18 protein-coding genes and 1 pseudogene are annotated in these 24,492 nt (G+C 51.4%); 7 read left to right on the top strand and 12 right to left on the bottom strand.

Annotated features, from left to right (window positions below):
* From B2Z72_RS04940 to B2Z72_RS04930, 3 genes are all read right to left on the bottom strand, one after another.
* On the bottom strand, nucleotides 1-1,184 hold a 1,184-nt coding region (locus B2Z72_RS04940; protein ID WP_297004283.1), incomplete at its 3' end, for a GMC family oxidoreductase N-terminal domain-containing protein.
* 3 nt (nucleotides 1,185-1,187) lie between these two features.
* On the bottom strand, nucleotides 1,188-1,892 hold the full coding sequence (locus tag B2Z72_RS04935) for a gluconate 2-dehydrogenase subunit 3 family protein (RefSeq protein ID WP_296984581.1): 705 nt from the start codon (nucleotides 1,890-1,892) through the stop codon (nucleotides 1,188-1,190).
* A 600-nt stretch (nucleotides 1,893-2,492) separates the two neighbouring features.
* On the bottom strand, nucleotides 2,493-3,866 hold the full coding sequence (locus B2Z72_RS04930; RefSeq protein ID WP_296984583.1) for a glycerophosphodiester phosphodiesterase family protein: 1,374 nt from the start codon (nucleotides 3,864-3,866) through the stop codon (nucleotides 2,493-2,495).
* Between the two features lie 272 nt (nucleotides 3,867-4,138).
* On the opposite strand from B2Z72_RS04930, the gene rsuA reads away from it, so the two are divergent.
* Nucleotides 4,139-4,840, top strand: coding sequence for a 16S rRNA pseudouridine(516) synthase RsuA (rsuA, locus tag B2Z72_RS04925; protein ID WP_296984178.1), 702 nt, complete (start codon nucleotides 4,139-4,141; stop codon nucleotides 4,838-4,840).
* Between the two features lie 448 nt (nucleotides 4,841-5,288).
* Complete coding sequence (locus B2Z72_RS04920) at nucleotides 5,289-6,728, top strand: response regulator (RefSeq protein WP_296984179.1); 1,440 nt, start codon at nucleotides 5,289-5,291, stop codon at nucleotides 6,726-6,728.
* 173 nt (nucleotides 6,729-6,901) lie between these two features.
* Here the strand turns inward: B2Z72_RS04920 and B2Z72_RS04915 are convergent, their stop codons facing one another.
* Nucleotides 6,902-8,599 carry an S-layer protein gene (locus B2Z72_RS04915; RefSeq protein ID WP_296984181.1) on the bottom strand — a complete coding sequence of 566 codons (1,698 nt, stop codon included), beginning with the start codon at nucleotides 8,597-8,599 and terminating at the stop codon, nucleotides 6,902-6,904.
* 163 nt (nucleotides 8,600-8,762) lie between these two features.
* The gene (locus B2Z72_RS04910; RefSeq protein WP_296984182.1) at nucleotides 8,763-10,772 is read right to left on the bottom strand and encodes a LamG-like jellyroll fold domain-containing protein; all 2,010 of its coding nucleotides are present in this window, start codon (nucleotides 10,770-10,772) and stop codon (nucleotides 8,763-8,765) included.
* Nucleotides 10,773-11,063: 291 nt separating this feature from the next.
* Here B2Z72_RS04910 and B2Z72_RS04905 point away from each other — a divergent pair, with 291 nt between their 5' ends.
* Entirely contained in the window at nucleotides 11,064-11,396 is a 333-nt protein-coding gene (locus B2Z72_RS04905) for a hypothetical protein (protein WP_296984184.1), read from the top strand.
* A 134-nt stretch (nucleotides 11,397-11,530) separates the two neighbouring features.
* Here B2Z72_RS04905 and B2Z72_RS04900 read toward each other — a convergent pair whose 3' ends face one another.
* Together B2Z72_RS04900 and B2Z72_RS04895 are read right to left on the bottom strand one after the other, a co-directional pair.
* Nucleotides 11,531-12,889, bottom strand: a complete 1,359-nt coding sequence (locus tag B2Z72_RS04900) for a TrpB-like pyridoxal phosphate-dependent enzyme (RefSeq protein ID WP_296984185.1) — start codon at nucleotides 12,887-12,889, stop codon at nucleotides 11,531-11,533.
* A 67-nt stretch (nucleotides 12,890-12,956) separates the two neighbouring features.
* Nucleotides 12,957-14,033, bottom strand: coding sequence for a YeiH family protein (locus tag B2Z72_RS04895; protein ID WP_296984187.1), 1,077 nt, complete (start codon nucleotides 14,031-14,033; stop codon nucleotides 12,957-12,959).
* Nucleotides 14,034-14,506: 473 nt separating this feature from the next.
* Here B2Z72_RS04895 and lon point away from each other — a divergent pair, with 473 nt between their 5' ends.
* Nucleotides 14,507-16,885 (top strand): endopeptidase La, encoded by a 2,379-nt coding sequence (gene lon, locus B2Z72_RS04890; protein ID WP_297004276.1) that lies wholly within the window; start codon nucleotides 14,507-14,509, stop codon nucleotides 16,883-16,885.
* Between the two features lie 68 nt (nucleotides 16,886-16,953).
* Here the strand turns inward: lon and B2Z72_RS04885 are convergent, their stop codons facing one another.
* Entirely contained in the window at nucleotides 16,954-17,601 is a 648-nt protein-coding gene (locus B2Z72_RS04885; protein WP_296984085.1) for an isochorismatase family protein, read from the bottom strand.
* Nucleotides 17,602-17,653: 52 nt separating this feature from the next.
* Nucleotides 17,654-18,451: a transporter substrate-binding domain-containing protein gene (locus B2Z72_RS04880; RefSeq protein WP_296984082.1), complete on the bottom strand. Its 798-nt coding sequence runs from the start codon at nucleotides 18,449-18,451 to the stop codon at nucleotides 17,654-17,656.
* A gap of 262 nt (nucleotides 18,452-18,713) precedes the next feature.
* Here B2Z72_RS04880 and B2Z72_RS04875 point away from each other — a divergent pair, with 262 nt between their 5' ends.
* Both B2Z72_RS04875 and B2Z72_RS04870 read left to right on the top strand, forming a co-directional pair.
* Nucleotides 18,714-19,742 carry an isopenicillin N synthase family dioxygenase gene (locus B2Z72_RS04875; RefSeq protein WP_296984081.1) on the top strand — a complete coding sequence of 343 codons (1,029 nt, stop codon included), beginning with the start codon at nucleotides 18,714-18,716 and terminating at the stop codon, nucleotides 19,740-19,742.
* Nucleotides 19,742-20,707 (top strand): hypothetical protein, encoded by a 966-nt coding sequence (locus tag B2Z72_RS04870; protein ID WP_296984080.1) that lies wholly within the window; start codon nucleotides 19,742-19,744, stop codon nucleotides 20,705-20,707. Before B2Z72_RS04875 ends, B2Z72_RS04870 begins: the two co-directional genes overlap by 1 nt.
* A gap of 70 nt (nucleotides 20,708-20,777) precedes the next feature.
* Here B2Z72_RS04870 and B2Z72_RS04865 read toward each other — a convergent pair whose 3' ends face one another.
* Nucleotides 20,778-22,193, bottom strand: coding sequence for an SLC13 family permease (locus B2Z72_RS04865; RefSeq protein WP_297004273.1), 1,416 nt, complete (start codon nucleotides 22,191-22,193; stop codon nucleotides 20,778-20,780).
* A gap of 74 nt (nucleotides 22,194-22,267) precedes the next feature.
* Here B2Z72_RS04865 and B2Z72_RS04860 point away from each other — a divergent pair, with 74 nt between their 5' ends.
* The gene (locus tag B2Z72_RS04860) at nucleotides 22,268-23,089 is read left to right on the top strand and encodes an AraC family transcriptional regulator (protein ID WP_296984077.1); all 822 of its coding nucleotides are present in this window, start codon (nucleotides 22,268-22,270) and stop codon (nucleotides 23,087-23,089) included.
* 3 nt (nucleotides 23,090-23,092) lie between these two features.
* On the opposite strand, the gene nikR is transcribed toward B2Z72_RS04860, so the two are convergent.
* Together nikR and B2Z72_RS04850 are read right to left on the bottom strand one after the other, a co-directional pair.
* Nucleotides 23,093-23,545 (bottom strand): nickel-responsive transcriptional regulator NikR, encoded by a 453-nt coding sequence (nikR, locus tag B2Z72_RS04855; RefSeq protein ID WP_296984076.1) that lies wholly within the window; start codon nucleotides 23,543-23,545, stop codon nucleotides 23,093-23,095.
* A 137-nt stretch (nucleotides 23,546-23,682) separates the two neighbouring features.
* Nucleotides 23,683-24,492: pseudogene (locus B2Z72_RS04850) on the bottom strand (type III glutamate--ammonia ligase); the annotation flags it as partial.

The raw sequence follows: 24,492 nt of genomic DNA, 5'->3' as shown, positions 1-24,492 counted from the left end.
ACCGAGCCACCAATAAAGCCTTCTTTAGCGAAGTCGATCTGTTCAATACCGTAATCCAGCGCACTGGTTGAATTAGCACCGGTACCAACGAAAGGATTTAATTCTTTGTCTTTGAAGAACAGCGTATTACCGCCAGTCATCTGGTAAGCATAGTTATGGCCAACCGTACCTGTGTTGGATTCCGGATCGTATGGTTTGCCAATACCGGACAACAGCATCAGACGCACATTGTGGTAGGCATAAGCACCCAGAATCACCAGTTTGGCTGGCTGGAAGACTTTTTCACCGGCTTTCTTATCAAAATAAGTAACACCAGTGGCCACTTTGCCTTCGCTGTCCAGTTCCACTTTCAGAACGTCACATTCAGTACGGTAGCTGAAGTTGCTTTTACGTTTCAGTGCACCGTTTACACAGGTATGTGGTGACGCTTTGGAATAGTTAATACAGCCATAGCGTTCACAGAAGCCACAGAAGTTACATGGAGCAAGCTGCATTCCGTATGGATTGGTATAAGCTTCTGAAGCGTTTGCCGCAGGCATCGGGAATGGATTCAGACCCATTTTCTCTGCCGCTTCAGTAAACATATTGTCGTTTAATGTACGGCCCAGAGGTGGCAGTGGGTACTCACTTTTACGCGGCGCTTCAAATGGGTTACCGCCCTTCTGAATTTCACCGTTCAGGTTACCGGCTTTACCGGATACACCCATAATTTTTTCGAAGAAATCAAAATGTGGTTCAAGGTCGTCGTAGCTGACACCGAAATCCTGGATGGTCATGTCATCCGGAATGATTTTTTTACCGAAGTTTTCTTCCACATAACTGCGCAGACGCAGTTCCTGTGCCTGTGGACGCCAGGAGTGACCATTCCAGTGAGAACCGGCACCACCAACACCATCACCCGGTAAAAACGAGCCCAGATGGCGATAAGGTACAGCGGTCTGTTTACTGTTATGACGCACTGTCACGGTATTGTCTGCAGGACGTGACATCAGTTTGTAGCGTACACCGTAAGTCAGCTCGTCAGCCATTTTAGGGTAAGCAAAGTCCGGCACGGTATCGCGGTCTTTACCACGTTCAAGTACCAGGACTTCAAGCCCTTCTTTAGCGAGTTCCATCGCCATTACTGAACTGGTCCAGCCAAAGCCAACCAGAACAACATCAACAGGTTTTTCTGTTCTGGACATAAATTATCCCCTTTCTCCACTGATACTGACCGGGCCTAACGGATAAGCCACATCGTTCTGATCCACCCACTCTTTGAAAGAGGCGCGGGCACCTGGGAAGCCGATCATTTTCCAGCTTTCCATGCGACGGTTACCGCCGTGGATCGGGTCAGCGAAAAAGCCTTCTTTGGTGTTCTGCAGGAGGAAAGAAAAAAACTGCGCCGTACTGACGTCGTCAGCAGGAACATTGCCTTTTTCCAGCTTAGTCAGCACCTCGTCCTGCTGTTCAGGGGTCAGATCACGGAATAATTTACCGTGTGCAGACTGGCAGTATTTGTCCGTCGCGGCAATGCCCAGACGATAAGTCTGCGCTGGTGTCAGCGGCGACTGGTAGCCCAGCTCAGGAACGGTTTCGATAAACGGTGGTTTCATATACCAGTCCACTGCATTACCGAAATCACCGTCCATCTGCAGGTCAATAAACACAGGAACGTTGGTATCAAGCGCACCGGATCCGGTTTCATCAGCCGGAATCAGACGGTCACAGGCGGCCAGGATAAAGCGCCATTCATCTTCTTTAAAAAAGACCGGTTTGTAGCTGGCGAGGGTCGGGGCTTCCGGACGGACATCCGATGCAATTACCCGCCCGGAAACCAGAGCGGTCGCAGAAACGGCGAGCAGACTGCCTTTCAGCAGCTGACGGCGTTGTTCATTTTTGATCTCTTTCATAATCACCTTTTTTATCACGGCATACCGGCATTCACAGGCCGGTTAAATATTTCTGGCGAATAACGTCAGTGCCAGCTTCGGAGAAAATAACCGGGCGACCGGTATTGGGCAGACAAATAATGAAGGACTGTGTATGGAGCAGGACGTGAGGTACAAGTCTGTACACGGTGGGACCCAACATCCTTAATAAGGTATTGCCTGCTTCAGCCGCTGAAATTAACCCTGAAGACAGAAGGTAAATTATCAAAAATTTTTATCATTGCTGTGCAATGGACATTTTCAAAATAGGGATAAGTAGAAACGACGAGGAGAGAAAGGTAATTTTACGGATGACAGGCAGAAGAAACAGACAGTTTCAGCCACGATTAGAGACTATTGATAACCATATACCACTTGCACAAAGCGATTCGAGCATCTTTTCAGTACTTTGCATTTCTCCGTTGAGCGTATTCCCTGCGAAAAAAACAACAATGAATTCTGTATAACATATCAGTGCCTGAAATATACAAGAGGGTTCCTGTATGTAATAAAGGAACCTGATAGCAAATAAAGAGTCGGCCGCCGATATGGCGGCCATTTAAAAAATAATGAGAATTATTTTTAAATGCAATTAGCGTAATACGTAACCGTTGCCGGCCAGTCGGAGAATATGCCAATGACTCCGACATCCTGAGCCAACACATCGATCAGAGTGTACATATCGCCATCATTATTGATGATATTCCGACCACCGGTCAGACCATTAACGGTCTGATAATACCAGCCTCCACCCTGCGTCAGCGGGCCGGAACGTTCCAGCGTCCAGGCAATCATTTTCAGGCCTGCAGCGCGGGCGTTAAGCGCATAGTCTGAAGCGACCATCTGCCCATAGGCATCAACATCTACCAGCATAAAGGTGGCCGGAGCGATCACCCTGACGCCCTGCTGATACCACTGATTCATATCCGCCAGCGTTGTGCTTTCAAGACCATCCTGCAACAGATAAGCTGCCTGACGGCCAAATGCCGGTTCATTATTTACCCAATATAAAATGTCATCGTAATTAAATGACTGCGCCCACACCCGGGATGGATGAATGCCTGCCTCACGGTATTCATCAATCATCTGCTGAGCATAATCCTGCTGACTGTAGTGGCCATTAAATGGCATAACGACCTGCGGAGACTTTAACTCCGGTGTGAAATTCACGCCCAATTGGTTAAACAGCTCAATACTTTCTTTATGGCTCATCAGGGTGCCACGGGTGGCATAGAGGTCGGTACGGTAATCCGCCGTAGCATTCATATAGCCTTCAATCGTCGTCGCACTGGTGTCCGCCGCATCCATTTTGCCCTGCAGGGTTTTGAATTCCGCCAGAGTGATATCCGATGTACAGCAGCGGATATCAGACGCATTGGTTAATTCACCATCGACACTGAACTGCGGTGGAACGCTGCACTTGGCCGCCAGCGGCGTGGCCAGAATATTGGTGGTGGTATGCAGATCGCATTGAGAATGACGGCACACCAGTTCCTCGTCTTTGGTAAAGGTGACATCACACTCGACGATTCCCGCCCCCATTTTGGCGGCGGCAATATAGCCTTCGCGGGTGTGCTCAGGAAACATCAGTGGCGCGCCGCGGTGACCGATGGAGAAAGTGCTGCGTTTCTGAGGTTTGTTTTCGCATCTGCTCAGCCGCTGTTTTAACGGACCTTCATCCATATCATTGACCAGAAACTGCGGACGCGGCCCCAGTTCAATACCCACAGCTTTTTGTCGGCCATGGTCCCATCGCCCACGGTCTTTGCCATTCTCCTCGTGCCCATAACCCTGGTGCCAGCCATGGCTTGAGTGCTGGTTGTAATATTGGTCGGCGTGCCGGTCAGCCTTTTGATACGTCTGAGACTCATTTTGCGGATTGAATCCGGCACAGGCCGCGGTACCTGCTGCCGTCAGCAGCAGCGTGGTAAACAATCGGGTCAGCGGTTTTTTCATGTTTTCCTCCGGGTAATGCGTTCTTCCATTGAATGGTCTGCAAAAACGGCACTGAGCCGTCTGCGGGCGACCTGCTTTAATACCGGCACCGTGCCGGCACAACCAAGCTGGCAAACGCATATTGCAATCCGCAGACAGTTCGGTGACAAATCTCCTGACCCGCGCAAAATACCACCTCAGCATGAGACCATAACGCCGCCTGTCTCTTCTGCAGTGTCAGTTGACTCCTGCTCGCCTGCCTCTAGAATCACAGCCTGCCACAGGAGACCCCAATGCGTCTGGACAAATTTCTCGCCGACACCACAGATCTGACCCGTTCACTGGCCACCAAGGCCGTTAAATCCGGCCGCGTGCTGGTGAATGGCAGTAAACCCAAAAGTGCCTCTGCCAAAGTCAGCGACAGCGATGAAGTGACTCTGGACGGTGAAGTGCTGACACTGCTGTCGGGCTTTCGCTATTTCGTTATGAACAAGCCAGTGGGCTATGTCTGTACTCACAGAGACAGCACCCATCCGCTGGTGTTTGATTTACTCGATGGCGTCGTAAACCGTATGGACCTGCATACCGTCGGCCGCCTGGATATGGATACCACCGGCCTGTTGCTGATCACAGACGATGGCCAGTGGTCTCACCACCTGACATCACCCCGCCACCATCAGCCTAAAATTTACCGCGTGTGGCTGGCCGAGCCATTGCGGGAAGACGCGGAGGCCAAACTGGAAAAAGGCATTGTGCTGGAAGACGACCCGGAACCAACCAAACCGGCGCAGCTCGAGCGCATCTCTGATCGTGAAGTACTTTTGACCATTCACGAAGGCCGCTACCATCAGGTTAAGCGCATGTTTGCTGCGCTGGGCAATCTGGTGGAAAAACTGCACCGCGAGCAAATGGGCAATATGACTTTACCGGCGGACCTTAAAGAAGGTGAATACCGTCCGTTAACCGAAGATGAAGTGCAGCTGATGCTGCAATAATCGCAATCGGGTTCAAAGGGCAGCTTCAGCTGCCCTTCTGGCTTTCTGCCCTCTTACCCTTACCTTCGGTCTTTCTGTTCTCTACTCTTCGTTTAACTTTCTGTGTTTGCCCTCTTTTAGCGGCGTAGCTGTTTCAGCTTTTTCCTGTTTACCGCAATATCCGGACTCTCATCCTCAGATACGTTCAGCCAGCAAGCGCATATTAGCGGCACAATTTATCGGCAAACTCCGTGGACTGTGCCCTATTTTGCGCAACTGACGACATTTTCGTCGCGGAAAGCCGCCACTTTATAATCAAAACTTTTAAGGGTTCACAAATCGGCAATCTGGCGCTGGCGTGCCTTTCCTGACGCTGCATACACTGCGGTCGGCTTACGGCTGTCAGTCAGCCCCGGACCCGGAAGCCGACCCAAATCTCCAGTACAGACCATAACGGACTAAAAAGACCATGAAGTGTGCCCTTGTTGTTGACGATTCCAGAACTGCTCAGCTCCATCTCAAGCGGATGCTGGCGCGCTATGATCTGGAGGCGGAATGCGTTTCTTCTGCACAGGAAGCGCTGGATTATCTGGAACACAAGTCGGCACCTGCGGTTATTTTTCTCGACCACCACATGGAAGATATGGATGGTTTTGAGGCGCTGAAAATCATCAAAGCCAACCCGGCGACAGCGACTATTCCGGTGATTATGTACACCGCCCAACAGGGTGACGTTTATGTGGGTCAGGCTCGGGCACTGGGGGCGCTGGATATTCTGTCGAAAGGCAATATGAAGCCACACCAGCTGGGAGCAGTCCTGCACAGTCTGGGCATCCATGACATAATCAGTGATCCGGCTGCCTCAAAAACCCAAGAAGAGCAAATCAAAGCAGAACAAAGCAAAGCAGAACATGAAGCAGCCAGGGTGAAAGCGGCTACAACAACCGTCAAACAAACGTCCCCTTCTGCTGCCACAGCGGACGGCCAGTTCTGGTATGAACCTGAGGTCAGCAGTGACAGCCAGAAAAATCATAAACAACTGCTGAATGAATATGAGCGCCAGTCAACGCGCCTGCGCGAACAGATCGCCGATGAATCACATCTGCTGCTGGGTTCCATTCATTCAACCCGCAGCGATGTGCAGAAGAGCTTAAAACTGCTGAAACAAACAGGCGAACAGCTCGGCGATGAACCTGTGGGAGAATTGCTCAACAGACTCAGTCGCGTGCAGCACCATAGCAACCGGCTCAGCGGCGTTATGCTTACCGTCATGCTGTTTGGCTTTGCCTTCGGTGCATACACCCTGCTGCAAACTCAAGCTCAATTGCATGACACCCAGGCCAGCCTCTCTGATCTGCAGAGTCGACTGCAACAGCAAACACCACAGCCAGACTCCGCTTATCAAAGCTCAGACCTTAATGATGGTCTCAGCTACGCCCTGGTCGATACCATCAGCTGGGCGATGAATTCCGATTTTACCTTTGGTTATGGCCAGCAGGCATTTAACGAAAACCGGGTCAGTACGATCAGCAATCTGATTTATCGTCTTACCTCAGCGGGCTTTGAAGGAACAGTAGAACTGAGCGTGAATAGCGGAAATTTCTGTCTGCAGGCTGATGAGTCCGGCAACCTGTCTCTGGCAGCGGATAATACGCCAATCAGTAACTGTATACTGCTGCAGGACACAGACCCGGATCTGTCAGTGCAACAACTGCGCTCCGTACCTTTTGTAAATTTTGAACAAAGCGCCGTACCGGTAAAAGATGGTCGCATTGGTCTGCAGCTTCGTTCTGACGGATTTCAGGCACCACTTTATGCATATCCAGCGGATTTTGAACCCGTTACCGCGGCTCAATGGAATGCCATAGCCGCTAAAAATAACCGCATCGCCATTTCATTCAGCTATTAGAGCAACGGATTAAATCCGGCGAGCCATGCCAGCTGAAGCTGTAAATGCCCCGCAAAAAAGCCCCGGATATCCGGGGCTTTTGACGTCTCAGCGGCAGCCCCTCAAGAGAGACCGCCAACTGATTTAACTGGCCCGGTTTTAGTCAGCAATACTGACGAAAACCTGGTTAGACCTTAGTCAGCGATGCTGACGAAAATCGGGTTGGAATAGAACCAAACGTCGCCGTAGTTACGCTCGTTCAGATCTTCATAGTACTGCAGAGCACCATTATTGCTGCCAACCACGGCAGAACGCTGAGGCTCGCCATTCACTGTCAAACCAGCAACGTTAGCACCCAGGTTAGTACCTCGCAGACGCAGGTACTGATCTTTCTCTGCAACGAAGGTGTAGCTCATAGTGAAGAAACCATCTTCGCCCTGGCTCCAGTCTTCCACGGTGAAGGTTTTCGCCACGTGGGTCGAATCGTTAGTCTGCTTGCTGTAAGCAGCAGTGCCGTAGGCAGCCTTCTCACCGACATCACCCACGATCAGATCGACGTGATCAACGCCAGGGTTCATGCTTTGTTCAAAGTTCTCATCACCTACTGTTTGCTCACGCTTACTGTATTCTGGCTGACGGAAACGGATGGTTACAGTAACGGTTTCACCATTAGCAACTTCAAGGGACTGACCCATGGTTGCAGCATCTTCCTGCGCATCGCTCACGCTGAAGTCCAGCGCATCAATCAGATCACCAAACACTGCAAATGAATTACCGCTGCGCAGACCAGACAGCAGAGTCTGAGTGGTCAGCTCACTGCCCTCTTCGCCGGCAACCCAGGTGTAGGTTTTGGCATATTCACCCGGATAGTAACCGCTGGCATAAGGGTTACGGGTTTTAAAGTGATGGTCAGAGTTACCCATATTCCAGATCTTACGACCTTCACCCAACAGGGCATCCCACCAGCCTCCAAGTTCAGCCAGAACCGGGTCCGCACCGCCGTATACACCATCTAAACTCGAACCGCCGTAATCACCACGGTTACCGTTAAACTGGTTACCCACCATACCTTCTGCGAGGAAGAAAACATCCGGGGCGGCATCGTTCAGTTCACGCACATCGGAAATGGTGTAGCTGTCAGCATAACGCAACGGGTGGTTGAGCATACCGTAGCTGCTTTGCGGGAAGTTTTCCTGCAACCAGGTCAGCGCTGCGATCGCATCACGGTGAGTGGCATTTTCACGGGTAATACCTTCGCGCGCCCATGCCAGACGATCCTCTTCGGCAAAGTCGCTGTAATTATTCTGATTACTGAAGCGGTATTCAAATTCTCTGATTTTTTCGATCGGTAATTCACCGCTCTCATCGTCCCACAGAATACCGACGTTGTAGTGTTCGTGTGCCGGCATATCCCATTCAAAAGAGGAATAAATCAGGCGATCCTGATAGCTCTCATTGGCTGCTACCAACTCAGCAACACCTGGCAGTTCGTGTTCGGTCAGCGCTTCACCAAACAACATTGGGCGACCAATGTTTGCATCATCGTTAGTCTGGCTGTTATTACGCATATGGTTCGACAGACCGAGATAATCCAGATCGAAATCGTTAAAAGCGTGATCCAGCACATCAGACAGCGGTGAACGTGCATCGTTGGAAACGGCAGTATGCACATGAATATCACCGGTTACCCAATGACCAACGGTTGGCTGCTGCGCTTCTTCCTCTTCCTGCTGTGGTTGTTCTTCTGCAGGATTTTCGCCAGCGTCCTGATCATTACCAGGGGCTGGCTGTTCATTCTGATCAGCAACCGGTGAGCTGCTGTTGCTGTCTGAGCCACAGCCTGTCATCAGCACAGCTGAAGAAAAAAACATGGCCAAAAATAATTTATTCATTGGATATTGCATTATTTACATCCTGCATTTGTACACAGCCCTGCTGCAGAGCTGCGGCATCAAATTAATCTGTTTGCTGTTTTTGAGCTGCTTTTCAGCTATTGTTGAACTTTTTCAGATAGTGGCCAGGAAATACTCACCGGCCACTTTCATCATCTGAAGATCAGTCGTTGCTCTGGTAGTAGAGCCATTCTTCGCTTGGCAGTACGCGGTTGGTAATACGCACTTCTGCAATGTTGCCGTAGAACGGATCTGAGTTACCTCCATCCCAGCTGCTCACGCCCAGACGCCACTGCTGCTGACCACCAACAACCACCAGACCACGCTGCTCGTCTTCACCGGTACGCATTACCAGAGAGCCATTCACATACATGGTGGTCTGGTGACCGTCGTTGGTGATTGCCACGTGGTACCACTGATCACGGTTCAGGTCCCAGGAGAAACTGTCAGCACCTTTACCGCCATCATTTACACTGATCCACTGAGCTTCGCGCAGGCTGGAAATCGCCAGAGCCTGTGAAGGATCGCCGCCGCTACAATTAAAGTTGTGGTAGCTGCACACGGTACCGATTGAGCTGATATTGGTCAGAATGCCGGACCAGTCACCACGCTCCGGGGTCCAGTCAGCCGGCAGTTTGAAAGTTGCTTCAATGGTGTAATCCTGCAGTGCGCCCCCCCAACCGTTGGTACGGCTTTCCTGTGCAATATCAGCACCGGCACGGGTTGTCAGGAAGTAACCATCAGCGTTATTACCATTAAAACGAACAGAGCCCTGAGCAAAACCGAACGGTGGTTTGTCATCGGTAATCTGCAGGTAATCGCTCTGGTCGCCACTGCCCATGCGGCCAACGGTCAAGGCATTACCGGAACCACTCAGATCAGGAACTTCTGAAATACTGGCACCAACAATGTGTTCAGCATCCAGAATCCAGTAAGCTTTGCTGCCTTCGACGGAACCCTGCTCATCAATAACATCAGAGCCGTCTTCATTGGTTGCATTCAGGTTGGCAAAACGGCTGGAGAAATCCATTGGAATGCTGAAAGACCAGCGGCTGACTTCCTGATCCGCTTCACGTTCAGCTTCCGGAATAGCATCCACATAAGGTGAGTAAGAACGGAAGTTCATGGTGTTATTGGTTTTATCGAATTCAACCAACTGCATCATGCCATCACCACCCCAGTAACCGGACTGGTAATCCACTACTTCCATAACCACTTTATGGCCGTATTTGTTATTCGCTTCCATCACGGCTTCACCATGATGGTGACCGTTAATGGTCAGGAAGATCTGATCATAATCACGGATCAGGTGGTTCCACATCAAAGTACCTTTATCGGTAAAAATAGCGGTTTCACCATCTTCTGCGATATTCAGCAGCTGGTGTGTGGTCAGGATGGTTGGGGTATCCGGATGCTCATCAAGAACACGTTTCACCCACTCCAGTGTCAGGAAAGAAAGGCTCGGATCATTAATACAGTCGCCCCAGGCCGGGTCACAGTAGCTTGGGTTCCAGTCAATGGCCAGTACCAGATATTCCTGACCATCATCATCGCTGAAGGTGTAGTAAGTATTGTACGGGGCGTTGCGGCCGTCAGCATTTGTGCCCTGCTGGTAGCCACCGAAATTATCCGGGAAAATTCCGCTCTGACGCTCCGGACCGAAGTAGTTCAGATAAAGTTCATCAGAGTTAGAACGGGAATCGTCGTATTGCCCGGAATCGCGTACGTCGTGGTTACCGGCCAGAACGCTATACGGCGTAGCCTGACTTTCTTCCAGGTAACCCATGGCTACACGGGCAACATCCCACTCCGCCAGAGAATCCGGAATATCGACGATATCCCCCAGATGAGCGGTAAATTTAATATTTTCCTGCTCATAGTTTTCAGCAATCCACTGGGTCTGTGCGTAGAAACGCTCCGGTGAATAACGAGAATATTTCTGAGTATCCGGTAGCACTGCCAGAGTAAAGGTGTTAGCAGCTTCCAGCTGCGGTTCCTGACCACTTCCCTGCTCACCATTATCAGCTCCTGGTGCAGGCTCCTGCGGTAATGGATCATTCTGAACATTATTCTGAGATGACCCTGAAGAAGAATCTGAACCACAGCCTGCTAAGGTCAGCGCAGACGCCGCCATCATGCAGGACACCAACAGCTTTTTATTCATGGCAAACATTAATATCGCCCCCAAAGTGAATTGAGTGCGCGAAATTAAAGACTCTTTATGACAGTTTGTGTCACTTCTTATTACAGAAAAAAACAGATATTTACGGAAAGATATTATTTTTTGGAATTACAACCAATGGCGTACGTTTTTCCACCAGTATTTTATGACATCTGTTTGTCATAAATCGCTGCAGCCTTGATAAATCCTGAACCATCATCAGATAATCATAAAGGAATTATCAGAAAAAATATCTATTAACCCTTCGTATGGCACAATCCGTTCCAGTGAAATTCAATACAAATGCAACAATTAGCTGCCTTTATAAACGACCGATTTTTCAGCAAAACCTGCCAGGCAAACCCGATGCATATCCGTAAGAGAACAAGTACAAAAATCGCAGCAGCTAAGATATTACTGCTTTCATCTGCTGTGTTTTTTACCGGCTGCGACAGTAATAATACGCAGACATTGACAGATGTCCCTCATTTGACCGTCACCATGCCATTTGATTCCAATAAGGAATGTCCGCAGGGAGGCGTGAAAAGCCGCTCTGTTCCCGATCTCAATGCCGACGGAATGATCAGTAAAGATGAGTCTGATGGCATTGAATGGACATACCGCTGCAAAGGCTGAGAACGGATCTCCGCTGTCTGTTTTTTACAGCAGCGATCAGCAGAAATAAAAAGCCCGGACAGTGAGACTGTCCGGGCTTTTTATTTGCAAGACCTGATAGATAACCAACTGCAGGAGCCGAAGCTCCTGATCAATCAGGCTTTTACTTTTGGCAGACGTTCCAGCGCCGCATCAATTTCTGACTGCGGGTAGTCATAGTCTTCCAGTTTATTGGTGAAGTATTTGTCGTAAGACACCATATCAAAGTGACCATGTCCGGACAGGTTGAAGAACAGCGTCTTCTCTTCACCGGATTCTTTGCAGCGCAGTGCTTCATCAATACAGGCACGGATAGCGTGATTTGATTCCGGTGCCGGAATAATGCCTTCCGCACGGGCAAACTGCACACCGGCTTCAAACGTTGCTACCTGAGGTACGGAAACCGCTTCAATCAGTTTCTCATGGTACATCTGAGACACCAGTGATGAAGCACCGTGATAACGCAGACCGCCAGCGTGGATACCCGGTGGCATGAAATCATGACCCAGCGTGTATTGCAGCATCATCGGCGTAAAACCTTCGGTATCACCAAAGTCATAAGCATAGTGCCCCTTGGTCAGACTTGGACAGGAACTCGGCTCAACCGCGACCAGACGCACTTTTTTACCACCAGCGGCTTCATCCGCGTAAAACGGGAATGCGGCACCACCGAAGTTAGAGCCACCACCACATGGAGCGAAAATCATATCCGGGTAATCACCGACCATAGCAAACTGCTTTTTCGCTTCCAGACCGATAACGGTCTGATGCAGCAGTACGTGATTCAGCACGGAACCCAGAGAATATTTAGTGTCTTCCCGGCTGACGGCTTCCTCAACCGCTTCAGAGATCGCGATACCCAGTGAACCCTGATTATCCGGATCGGCGGCCAGAATTTTACGCCCGGATTCGGTCATATTACTCGGGCTGGCAATCACTTCCCCACCCCAGGTCTGCATCATGGAACGGCGGAATGGTTTCTGCTCATAGCTGACCTTAACCATGTACACGCGCACATCGATGCCAAACATCTGACCGGCCAGCGACAGAGAGGAGCCCCACTGACCAGCACCGGTTTCTGTGGTCAGGCGTTTAATGCCAGCCTGTTTGTTGTAATAGGCCTGCGCAATGGCCGAATTCAGTTTGTGCGAACCCGCAGCACTGACACCTTCGTATTTGTAATAAATTTTGCACGGCGTACCCAGCGCTTCTTCCAGACGGTGAGCACGGAACATCGGGCTTGGACGCCACTGTTGGTAGATTTCACGCACCGGCTCCGGAATATCAATCCAGCGCTGGGCAGAGACTTCCTGCTCAATGATGTTATCGGCAAAAATCGGTGACATGGCCGCCGGGTTCATCGGCGTTCCATCCGGTCCCATCGGCGGTGCCGGTGGCGTCGGTAAATCCGCCACCACGTTGTACCATTGTTTTGGAATTTCCGTTTCAGGAAGCAGAATTTTTGTTTGTTTCATAAACCTACCGTAAGTTGTCTTTCCTAAAGGCTCAGTGTAACGCCCTTTTATCTCTGACTGTAGCCGTTCAGATCAATGCCGCTGCCTGAAGCTGCATCAGCAGAAAGCCACCCCCCAGGATAAGAAGTAACCACAGAAGTCCGGCCAACAGGATTGGTCTGAAGCCCGCACGACGCACAAAAGCCCAGTGAATATTCAGCCCCAGCGCAGTCATGGCCAATGCCAGAAACAATCCTGAAGCGCCGTGGCAAAGATCGCGTAGTTGCGCCAGTAACGTTGCCGGCAGATAAAGCTGCAACAGAGTGTTCAGTAAAACGGCCGCCAAAAATAACAATACAAAACCCGGAACCCGTATTTTATGCTGCATTTTTGCGCCCTGATTGCTGCTGCTTTGGCTTCCATTATCTCTGCCGCCACGCTGCAGCAGCAGTGCAAGCACAATCAACACCGGTGCCAGTAACATCACCCGCAACAGTTTTACGATAACCGCATTGTGCTGGGTTGCACTGCCCAGAGCATCACTGGCGGCCACGGCCTGGGCCACCTCGTGAATGGTACTGCCAATATAAATTCCGCTGACGTAATCGTTTAAGCCGAACATGATCCGCAGTTGCGGATAAAGGATGACACTGAGCGTGCCGAATACGGCGACCATGGCCACCGCCAGTCCGATGGCCTGGGTCTGCTGCTGTTCATTCTCACCATCATGCAGATAGCGTCCCAGCACCGGCGCTGCCGCCAGAATGGCAGCGGCTCCACAGACCGCGCTGCCCACAGACACAAACACCACCAGCGCCATCGGTAATTTCAGCAGGCGACCGCCAATCAGCATTCCGGCACAAAGAATCACAACAATGGTCAGGCTATCCATCAGCAATCCCGGCCAGCCTACCGCTGTCAGATCCGTCACACTTAAGCGAAAGCCGAACAGGACAATGCCAGCCTGCAGCAGATACTTCTGTACCCAGCTCTGTATTCTTTGTGCACCTGAGTCCATTCGTAAACGGCCGACCGCAGGTATTGCCACCAATGCCATCCCCAGCACAATACTGATGGGCAGAGCACCCAGCCCCCACTGACTCAACCAGCGGACGCCGGCCAGCTCTGCCGCCACGCTACTCACAGTCGCTATCAACAGCAGCATCAGCACAGCGCCTGTTAAGCCTGTATCTGATCTTTTAAAGCCTGAACTTTTAAAACCTGAATCAGCAAAACCTGAATCAGCAAAACCTGAACCCGCAAAACCAGAAGCAGCGGTGTGTTCCGTAAGGCGGTTTTCCATATCGCCAGCGCTGCCAGCGGCTCGGGTTATAGTGCCAGTATCCATCGGTATTGCTCCCGTCTGTGAGTCTCATCGGTTTCTCATGCACCAGGCAAGGTCCGGGCTGATAGCGCCTGCTGCCTGACCAGACGAACTATATGCAATACCAGTTATATTTAATAACCGAACGTTTTTATATCTCTTTCCGGTAAAACCGAATAAGAATTCTGGGCCATCTCAGCCTCCAGCTCCCCTTCCAGCACAACAGAGCAGAACAGGAGAAATGTCAGTAACGCTTGAAACCGGCAAAAAGTCCCCCCACATATTGCTCAGAGACTCCAAGAGGTAGACATCTGATGGACGACAAACAGGAATTTATTGGTAAAGAAGAGCACGACGGCAAACTGGCCCTGCCAGACGACATTCTGCCGGACCATCTGTTAGTGCTGCCGGTCAACGGCCGGCCATTTTTTCCCGCTCAGGTTCAGCCAATTATCATCAGTGCTGACGTCTGGGGCGAGACGCTGAAGCGCGTCGCTAAAACCGAACACAAGCTGCTGGGCATTGCTTTTGTGGACGATAAACAGGCTGACGAAGTCCCTCATCTGGACGATATCCCCCTGATAGGCTGTGTGGTGCGTGTTCATAAAGTGCAGGTCGAGGACGGTCAGGTGCAGTTTATTGCACAGGGCATCCGCCGCTTCCGCGTACTGGAGTGGGTGCACAAAAAAGCACCATTTTCTGCCCACGTTCATTACCCGCAGAAAGGCGGCGAATTTACCGATGAAACCAAGGCCTATGCCCTGGCGATAATTAATGCCATTAAAGAACTGGTAGCGATTAACCCGCTGTACTCCGAAGATCTGAAACATTACCTCAATCGCTTCAGTCCGAATGATCCATCGCCGCTGACGGATTTTGCTGCCGCCATCACTACCGCAGAAGGCCCGGTATTACAGGGTGTACTGGAAACCCTGCCGCTGCAGAAGCGCATGGAAAAAGTATTGATGCTGCTGAAGAAAGAAATCGAAGTGGCACGTCTGCAGGTGGAAATTAACCAGTCAGTAAATGACAGCATCAGTAAACATCAGCGTGAGTTTTTCTTAAAAGAACAGCTGAAGACCATCCAGAAAGAACTGGGGCTGTCGAAAGACGACAAAACCGCTGAAATCGAAGAATTCGAGCAACGCCTCGAAGGTAAAACCGTGCCCGCCGATGCGCGTAAACGCATCGACGAAGAATTACATAAACTGCAGATGCTGGAAGTCGGCTCACCGGAGTACGGTGTCACCCGCAATTATCTGGACTGGGCCACCAATGTGCCCTGGGGTGTTTACTCTGAAGACTCGTTCGATCTGCAACATGCCAGAGAAACCCTGGACGCTCACCACAGCGGTCTGGATGACGTAAAACAACGGATTCTGGAATTTCTGGCGGTCGGCTCTTACAAAAAAGAAATTTCCGGTTCGATTATGCTGCTGGCCGGTCCTCCGGGGGTTGGTAAAACCTCCATCGGACGCTCAGTCGCCGATGCTCTTGGGCGTAAATTCTATCGCTTCAGCGTCGGTGGTATGCGCGACGAAGCGGAAATTAAAGGTCACCGCCGTACCTATATCGGTGCGTTACCCGGCAAACTGATTCAGGCCTTAAAAGATGTCGAAGTCGCCAACCCGGTCATTATGCTGGATGAAATCGATAAACTCGGTTCCTCCTATCAGGGTGACCCGGCATCGGCGCTGTTGGAAGTACTTGATCCTGAACAGAACAAGGAATTTCTCGATCACTATCTGGATCTGCGCGTGGATTTATCCAAGGTGCTGTTTATCTGTACCGCCAACCAGCTGGATACCATCCCTGGTCCGCTGTTAGACCGGATGGATATGATCCGCCTGTCGGGTTACATCACTGAAGAAAAACTGGCCATCGCCAAAAATCACCTGTGGCCACGGGTACTGGAGCGTACCGGCCTGAAAAAGACGCAGGTAAAAATCAGCGATGCCACGCTGAAAGCCATTATTGAGGGCTACGCGCGGGAGTCCGGCGTACGTAATCTGGAAAAACTACTGCAGCAGATTGCCCGTAAATGCGTTGTTCGTTTACTGGAAGATCCAAAGCAGAAAATATCGGTTACCCAGAAAGACCTGATGGAATTTATTGGCTCGCCGGTATTCCGTGCAGAACGCATTCTCAGCGGCACCGGTGTGGTCACAGGCCTTGCCTGGACCGCCATGGGCGGCGCCACATTGCCCATTGAAGCAGCCGTTGTGCACCAACAGAACCGCGGCTTTAAACTGACCGGTAAACTCGGTGAGGTAATGAAGGAATCAGCGGAAATTGCCTACAGCTTTGCCACCGGCCACGCCAGCAGCTTTGGTGGGGATGAAGCTTTCTTCGACAAGCGTTTTATCCACCTGCATGTGCCCGAAGGTGCAACACCGAAAGATGGCCCAAGCGCTGGTGTCACCATGACCACAGCACTGATGTCGCTGCTGCTGAACAAACGCATTAAACGACCACTGGCCATGACCGGCGAACTGACCCTCACCGGTCAGGTGTTACCGGTTGGTGGTATCCGTGAAAAAGTGATCGCTGCACGGCGCTCGAAGATATACGAAGTGATTCTTCCGCAAGCCAACCGCAGTGATTACGAGGAACTGCCGGAACACATCCGCCAGGGTATGACGGCGCATTTTGCCGAAAAATATCAGGATGTGTTTGACGTTGTCTTTAACTGATCCGCATATCTGAGCGATGAAAGCCCGCACAGGCGGGCTTTCCCGGATCCCTGGCGTTACAGCTGCAATTACTTAAGCACGTTAATTAACCGCTTAAACTGCTCACCTTCAGCCACTTTCTGTAACTCAAACAAGGCCATTTCGGTCGATGTTAACTGTGCTCCCATCGCGGCCATTTTATTGATTGCCAGATCACGGTTTGCCTGAGTTCGGGAACTGACTGCATCCGTCACCAGATGGACTTCAGCGTGCTGCTGTAACAGATCACAGACGCTCTGATAAACGCAGACATGGGCTTCAAGCCCGGCCACCAGCCAGTTAGCCATATTCAGTTCTTTGACCTTTGCTGCAATCGCGTCATTCTGCAGACCGCTGAAGGTATTTTTTACATACGGCTCGCCGTCGAGTAAATCACGTATCTCCGCACGCGTCGGGCCAAGTTTATCCGGCAGCTGCTCCATCCAGATAACAGGCAGCTGCAATACTTTTGCACCGCTGATAAGAATTCGTAATTGCCGGAAGAGCGATTCAGAATCATGCATCAGCGTCGATAAACGCCCCTGCACGTCAACAATCATTAACCCTGTATTGCCGCTGTTCAGCATATGACCACCATTTTTAAGAGCAACATTTTTATAATTATGAATGATTTTTTCATTGTGACTGCCCTGACCATACGCTATCGGTAACACCTGGTCGAAGGCTGAGCGTGCCATTGTTCAAGGCTTCAGGGCTTCATTACAGCAACACAATCACAACGATATGCAGCTACATGTAGCGCCTGATAATCTCTTTCAGGTGTGCCTGATTTTCCGGGTCTGCAAATTCCTGATTAAGTAACCCGATAATATCTTTTGTCCATTTCTTCTGCGGATTAAAGGCAACGTAAAATGGCTCTTCTGCAATACAGCCAGCGGAATGGGTATCCGCCTGAGAACCTGATGACGTCAATCGCCAGGCTTCCACATGCCGGTCTGCCAGGTAAGCATCAATACGGTGCCCGTAGAGCATCATTGGCAGCCGTTCCTTACCATTCTGACCGGATATCTGAGTAACTATATCCTCGCGCTGAGCATGCTCTGCCAGATAGGGATCGATTTCCCGTCCATATCCGTAGCCTGCGATCGCACCCAGGTGCATTCCCGCTAAAGAATCTGTTCCCTGATATTGCCAGCGATTTGTGTTCAGAACATAGAAGCAGCTTTGATAAGACATGGTTGGCACATCGGTCAGAGACAGTGTCTCAACCTCCTCATGCACCGCGGTCAGCAAACCGTCCAGTAATCCGCCCTCTGCTTCAGACACAGCCCGAGACCAGGGCAGAATTTCAACGTTCACTGCAACCCCGTACTTCGCCAGAATATAACGCAGATATTCGGTGACGATGCCGGGCTTATGAGGTGGGTTCAGTGTGGTATCCACATCGCCACAACTGTAAGGGCACCATTCCGTTGCGCCCAGAAAGATTTCCTTTGGCAGCTCCCCAGGCTGCGCAACAGAATAACTTGCCGGCAAAGCAGAAAGCGCCACGATTATGGCTGTACCAATATGTTTTATTATATTCATTGACTACCAGAGAGACCTGATCAAAAGCTGTTAATTATTAAGTAAAGACGGTAATAACGCATCGACAGACAGCTAAAGCACTTTATCGGCTGCACATTGTTTAGTTTGTTCACTCTACCTGAATGAATATCGGCCATACAGTGTACTTCTGTAGAAGGATGCTGAAAATGGAATACTACCGGGACGACCCGGCTGAAAGGTCATACCATTCAGAATCACACTGGACGGCCAGTCAATTCCTGATCCTCTATGGAGCTGACTTATGTCGTTACAAAATTTCACATCCATTCCTTTGGTCGATATTTCCGGCCTCTATTCTGCCTCTCCTGAAGAGCGTATGGCCGTCGCTGAAGAACTGCGCCGCTGCGCCAGTGAGGTCGGCTTTCTGTACATTAAAGGTCACGGCATCAGTAGTGAACTGATCGACGGCCTGAAAGCATCTGCAAAAGGCTTTTTCGCACAGAATACTGAAGAGAAAATGCGCCACTACATTGGCAATTCCGAAAACCATTCCGGTTATGTGCCGGAAGGCGAGGAAGAATTCTACGGCGGTTCTGTCGATCATAAAGAAGCCTTCGATTTAAGCTATGATCTGCCGCAACTGAAAGAAAAGCGCCCTATGCTGGGAGCAAATCAGTGGCCAGATTTTCCGGGCTTTAAAGAAAACGTCAGCGCCTACTATCAGGCTGCTTTTGAACTGGGTAATACCCTGTTCCGGGGCTTTGCTCTGGCGCTGGGACTGGAAGAAAATTACTTTGAAAAGCTGATCAGCACCCCACCCAGTCAGCTGCGCATGGTGCATTATCCGTTTAATGCCGACGCCCATGATCGTCAGGGCATTGGCGCCCACACCGACTATGAATGCTTTACCCTGCTGCTGCCTACCGCCGACGGTCTGGAAGTGCTCAACGGCAACAACGAATGGATCGATGCACCGGTCATCGACGGCTGCTTCGTGGTCAATATCGGTGACATGCTGGAAGTGCTCAGCAACGGGCGCTTTATTGCCACCAGCCACCGGGTGCGTAAGGTGAAAGAAGAGCGCTACTCCTTCCCGCTGTTCTGCAGCTGCGATTACGATGTTGTGATCAATCCGGTATTGCCACCATTGCCCGGCAACCCTGAGGATAAATACGCACCGATTCCCTGCGGTGATCACCTGTACGCCCAGACACTGCACACCTTCCGCTATCTGAAAGACCGTCTGGCCAAAGGTGAAGTTGAATTCCCCGATACCAGTAAAGCCATTGCTACCTTCGGTAAATTACGCACCGTGGAGGAGAATGCCTGATGCACCTGCTGGATTGTTCACCCGAATTATTAACCCAAACGACCTCAGTCCCGGCCTGGATGCAGGGCGCCTTTCAACGCCGCTGCATCAGCTTTGCCGATGGTCTGTCCGATAGCGAAACCCGCGTGTTCTGGCTGCAGTCTGATAATCTCACCATCGACCTGCGCCTGCCGCTGCTGACCGAACAGCTGCAGACAGTGCCAGCGAATTACGCCATTCCCCGCACTCTCCTGCCCCAGGCGGATTACGAAGGCTGGTATGCCCATGCTCAATGGGCGGACGAACAGCTCAGCTGGCTCGATGGCTGTGCCAATCAACTGCATAACCGCTGGCCGGAACCCGCCCTGCTGCAACGCATTGGCAATTGTATGGTGGAGTTTGCCCCCAGTGGCGCTTATGTCGAAGACTGGCGCCTGCTGAACAGCGGCAATGGCCCATTAATTGGTCTTGAGCTGGAAAGTGAAACCGATCTGCAAAGCGGCGAACAATATCCGCGACGCGGTGCCCTGATTATCTGCAGTGATTACGCCGGACTGGTTATCGACCGCAAAGATCCGTCTGTCGCCGTGCAGTATGCCGACGCAGCCGAACACAGTGGCAGCATGCTGCGTGACGTTATTGCCGACCCATCCCTGAGTGCAGAACAGCGCCAGCTGCTGCTGGATTTTGAAACGTCCGTAGGCTTTGGTAACGGCAAAGATGGCTACCGTGTTGTGCATGCGCTGAACACTGCCCGTTACGGTGAATCGCTGATCGATCTGCACAGCTTCAGCGTCAGTCATGAAGCCGGTATTGTGCTGCAGCAGGTCGAGGTTGCGGGCCGGCTTATTGAGCGTCGCTTCCGTATCGACAGCTGGTATCCGCAGTTTGACTTCAGCGCCGCTACTCCGTGCAGCACAGAGGCTGTCGAATGGATGCGTAAAGAAGATCAGACGCTGGGCCGCTATAAAAAGCATCTGCTGTAATAGACACTCCGACGTAAAAAAGCCCGCAGGCTGAGTTACCGGCCTGCGGGCTTTTTACTGATCATTCCTGTCAGAACATGCCCAACAGCTGCCACCAGAAATAATCCAGCGGAATTAATACCAGCCAGGAGATCAGCGTCAGCGGCAGCAGAATGCGCAGCAGATGACTGACTTTTTCTTCCGCCAGCTGCATACCGACCAGTAACGGACCGGACTGATACGGAAACAGAATGGTGGAAAAACCAATCACCTGAGTCATCAGCACCGCCGTCACCGACATACCGGTAACCGTCGATAATTCACCGGCCATAGGGGTCAGCACCGCAGGCACACCCGGCAGTGTGGTTAACATGCCGGTGGAAAATGCCATGGCCACCAGTGAGAAGAAGTTACTGGCATCGTTGCCTTTTTCCAGCGGCAGCCAGGATTCCAGCGCTCCGGCCAGCATCTGCCCCAGTCCACTCTGATTTACCACAGTACCCACGCCCAGCACACCGGCAATAAACAGCAGCAGGGAGACATTAATCTGCTGGTTAAAGGCTTTGTGCTCCACCATGCCGACTTTTGGCAACAGCAGAAAAACCGCCGCACCAAGGCCGATCCAGGCCGGGCTGATGCCATGCAGGGAGTCCGTCAGCCACAACGCCAGCGACACCAATAACACGCCGATCAGACGCTTCTGTTCGCTCTTTTGTCTGGCGCTGTGCGCATCCGGATTTTTCACTGTCTGACCTTCTGCATTAACAGCAACCGCCGCTGGCTGCGGCTTATCGCGGAACAGCATAATGATCAGCGCGGCGATGATGCCTGCCTTCACCATGCCAAGCAGCGGAAAATGCAGCAGCAGATAATTAAAATAACTGAAATGTTCGCCGTAGATATTTTCCGCCGCACCGATCAACACCATGTTCGGAATATTGGCGGGCAGAATGGTAAAGGTCGGAATATGGCAGCCCATGGCCACCGCCAGAGCGATACCGATGCGCCCCTGAGAACCCGGCTGAAAACCACAGCGATCGGCCAGAGCCATACCAATCGGCACCATCATCACCAGACGTCCCATGGACGACGGCATAATAAATCCCAGCAGTGTGCACACCAGCATTAAGCCGCCAATTAAATGCACATAACTGCGGTCCAGATGACGCCCGAGAAAGCCCGCGATTCGCTGCCCAAGGCCGGTGGAGCGAATCGCCATGCCGATTACCATACCGGAAAAAATCAGCCAGAACGCCGCCGAGGCAAAGCCTGCAAAAATATCAGCGGGTTCGGCAATGTGCAGTAATAGTGCCGCCAAAAAGAACAACAGACCGGTAAGATACTCGGGCAAGGTACCCGTCGCCCACAGCGCCAGTGTCACCATCACAATGGCAGCGGTACGGCTTTGCATCAGCGTCAGACCTGCCGGCTGAAGCAGCAACACAGCAGCCGCGGCAAACAACACCAGAACAACAAATAAACGACCCGGATGACGGAGTAATACCACCTGACAGGCTCCGTGAAAGAATGAGATGTCTATTTTCCATAAACAGCGGGCTGCAGAAAGGCTACAATCTGACAATGGATATCGCAAAAACGACATATGAGGAGCCGGTAAAGGCCGGCTACATCCTCGACCCTGAGCGCCCGGTGCTGTGTTATGCCAATCATCAGCCCCGCGGCTATCGCGTGCGCAGCCACCGCCATCCCCGTGCTCAGGTGGTGTGGGCGGTGAACGGCGCCATCCGCGTGGTGATGGATAATGCCAGCTGGATCGTACCGCCAACCCACGCCGTGTGGATTCCCTCCAATCAGCGCCATCAGGTATCGACCCTCACCGACGCCGATGCCGGCTATCTGTATATCGACCCCAGCGCCTGCGAATCACTGGCGCAGGATGCTCAGGTACTGGAAGTCACGCCACTGATGCGTGAGCTGACCTTGCGTGTGCTTAACCATGAACAAAGCCTGAAAGAGCAAACGCCGATGGCGACCGCTGAGGCGCTGAATCTGGAACTGACGATCCGCCTGCTGCTGAATGAACTGGCCCAACTTAAGCCCGCCCCGCTGTTCCTGCCCAGTGCCAAAGACCGTCGTTTGCACAAAGTCATGCACACCCTGGTAAGGGAACCCGGCAATCAACAGAAGCTGGAGGAACTGGCCGATGGCAGTGGCGCCAGCATCCGTACGCTGGAGCGTTTATTCAAGAAGGAAACCGGTATGAGTTTTCAGCAATGGCGCACCCGGCGTAAATTACTGGAATCCATTAACCGTCTGGTGGAAGGTGAAAGCAGCGCAGCGATTGCCCACTCGCTTGGTTATCGCAGCAGCAGTGCCTTTGTGGCAGCGTTCCGCCGCCATTTTGGTGTACCTCCACAGAGTTTTATCCGCTCTGCTGGCTGAGCCTCAGGTGTCTTTCGGCGGCAAGGGATGAATCGGTGGAATAATGTAAGAATTCAATAACAGACGACCGTAAACGACACCACGCTGGGTGATCATTTTATCGGCGATCATATTCAGTTTATTGGCTGGTCCCTGTACCAGAATAATGGACAGAATACTGGTATTGGTCAGGTTTACGTTCAGGCTGGAAATCACTTCATCAAGATATTCGTACTGAATATCCTGCAGGCGTTTACTCAGTCCTGGTGTGGAATGGTTATAAACAATATTGACCGTGCCGGTCATAACATCACTGCCAAGCTGCGCACGATATTCATTGATCTGCAGATTGATCATGTCGCAGATGGCTTGCGAACGGCTTTCAAAACCGCGGTTATTCACCATCTCGTCAAGTCCATCCAGCAGACTTTCCGGCATCGAAATACTGATGCGGCTGATTTTATCTTTATTGCTCATGCCTGTTTCCATCCTCTGCGGACATTTTATGCAACATTCTTAGCACCACTTTATGCAACACTTTTTGCACGCCTGTCCAGTCAGTCAGAACCCGGGCGGCCTTATCGTTCAGACCGCCCGGATTCCATCACCTTATATCAGAACAGGTGACTGTAACGCTCGGTTTCCCACGCGCTGACAGCGGTGTGGTACTCGTTCCACTCTGCCTGCTTGTAACGGATAAATTCGTTACGCAGTTCAGTACCCAGAACTTCTTCCACAAACGGATCTTCTGCAAATGCTTCGATCGCTTCAAACAGCGTACGCGGCAGGAAGTTAATGCCTTTTTCTGCACGCTCTTCTTCGCTCAGTTCGTACAGGTTCTTCTCCTGCGGTTTGCCCGGATCAATGCCCTCACGGATACCTTCCAGACCAGCGGCCAGCACCAGTGCTGCCGCCAGATACGGGTTAACCGCACCATCCGCATTACGGGATTCACAGCGACCGCCGCCCATAGGAACACGTACGGAGTTGGTACGGTTATTGGAACCAAAAGAGTTAAACACCGGCGCCCAGGTGAAGTAAGGCATATCGCCCTGACGTACCAGACGCTTGTAGGAGTTAACGGTTGGCGCAAACACGGCACACAGCGCTCGGCCGTGCTTGAGAATACCGCCGATAAACTGATAACCCAGTTTGGTCAGACCGAGACCGTGCGGATCGTCTTCCGGTTTGCACTGGAACAGGTTTTCACCTGTCTCCAGATCGTACAGCGACATATTAAAGTGCGCGCCGTTGCCGGTTTTGTTCGAAAATGGCTTCGGCATAAAGGTCGCCAGCAGACCTTCCTGCTTCGCATATTCTTTCGCCATCATTTTCAGGAAGGTAAAACGATCGCACGAGGTAACAGCATCGGCGTAATTAAAATCGAACTCAAACTGACCGTTGGCGTCTTCGTGGTCAAAAGA

Origin of the sequence: Thalassolituus sp. UBA6592 (assembly GCF_002433655.1) — a bacterium.
Classification (GTDB): Bacteria; Pseudomonadota; Gammaproteobacteria; order Pseudomonadales; family Oceanobacteraceae; genus Venatoribacter.
The sequence above is the reverse complement of the archived record's forward strand: the minus strand, read 5'-3'. Positions and strand labels throughout refer to the sequence as shown.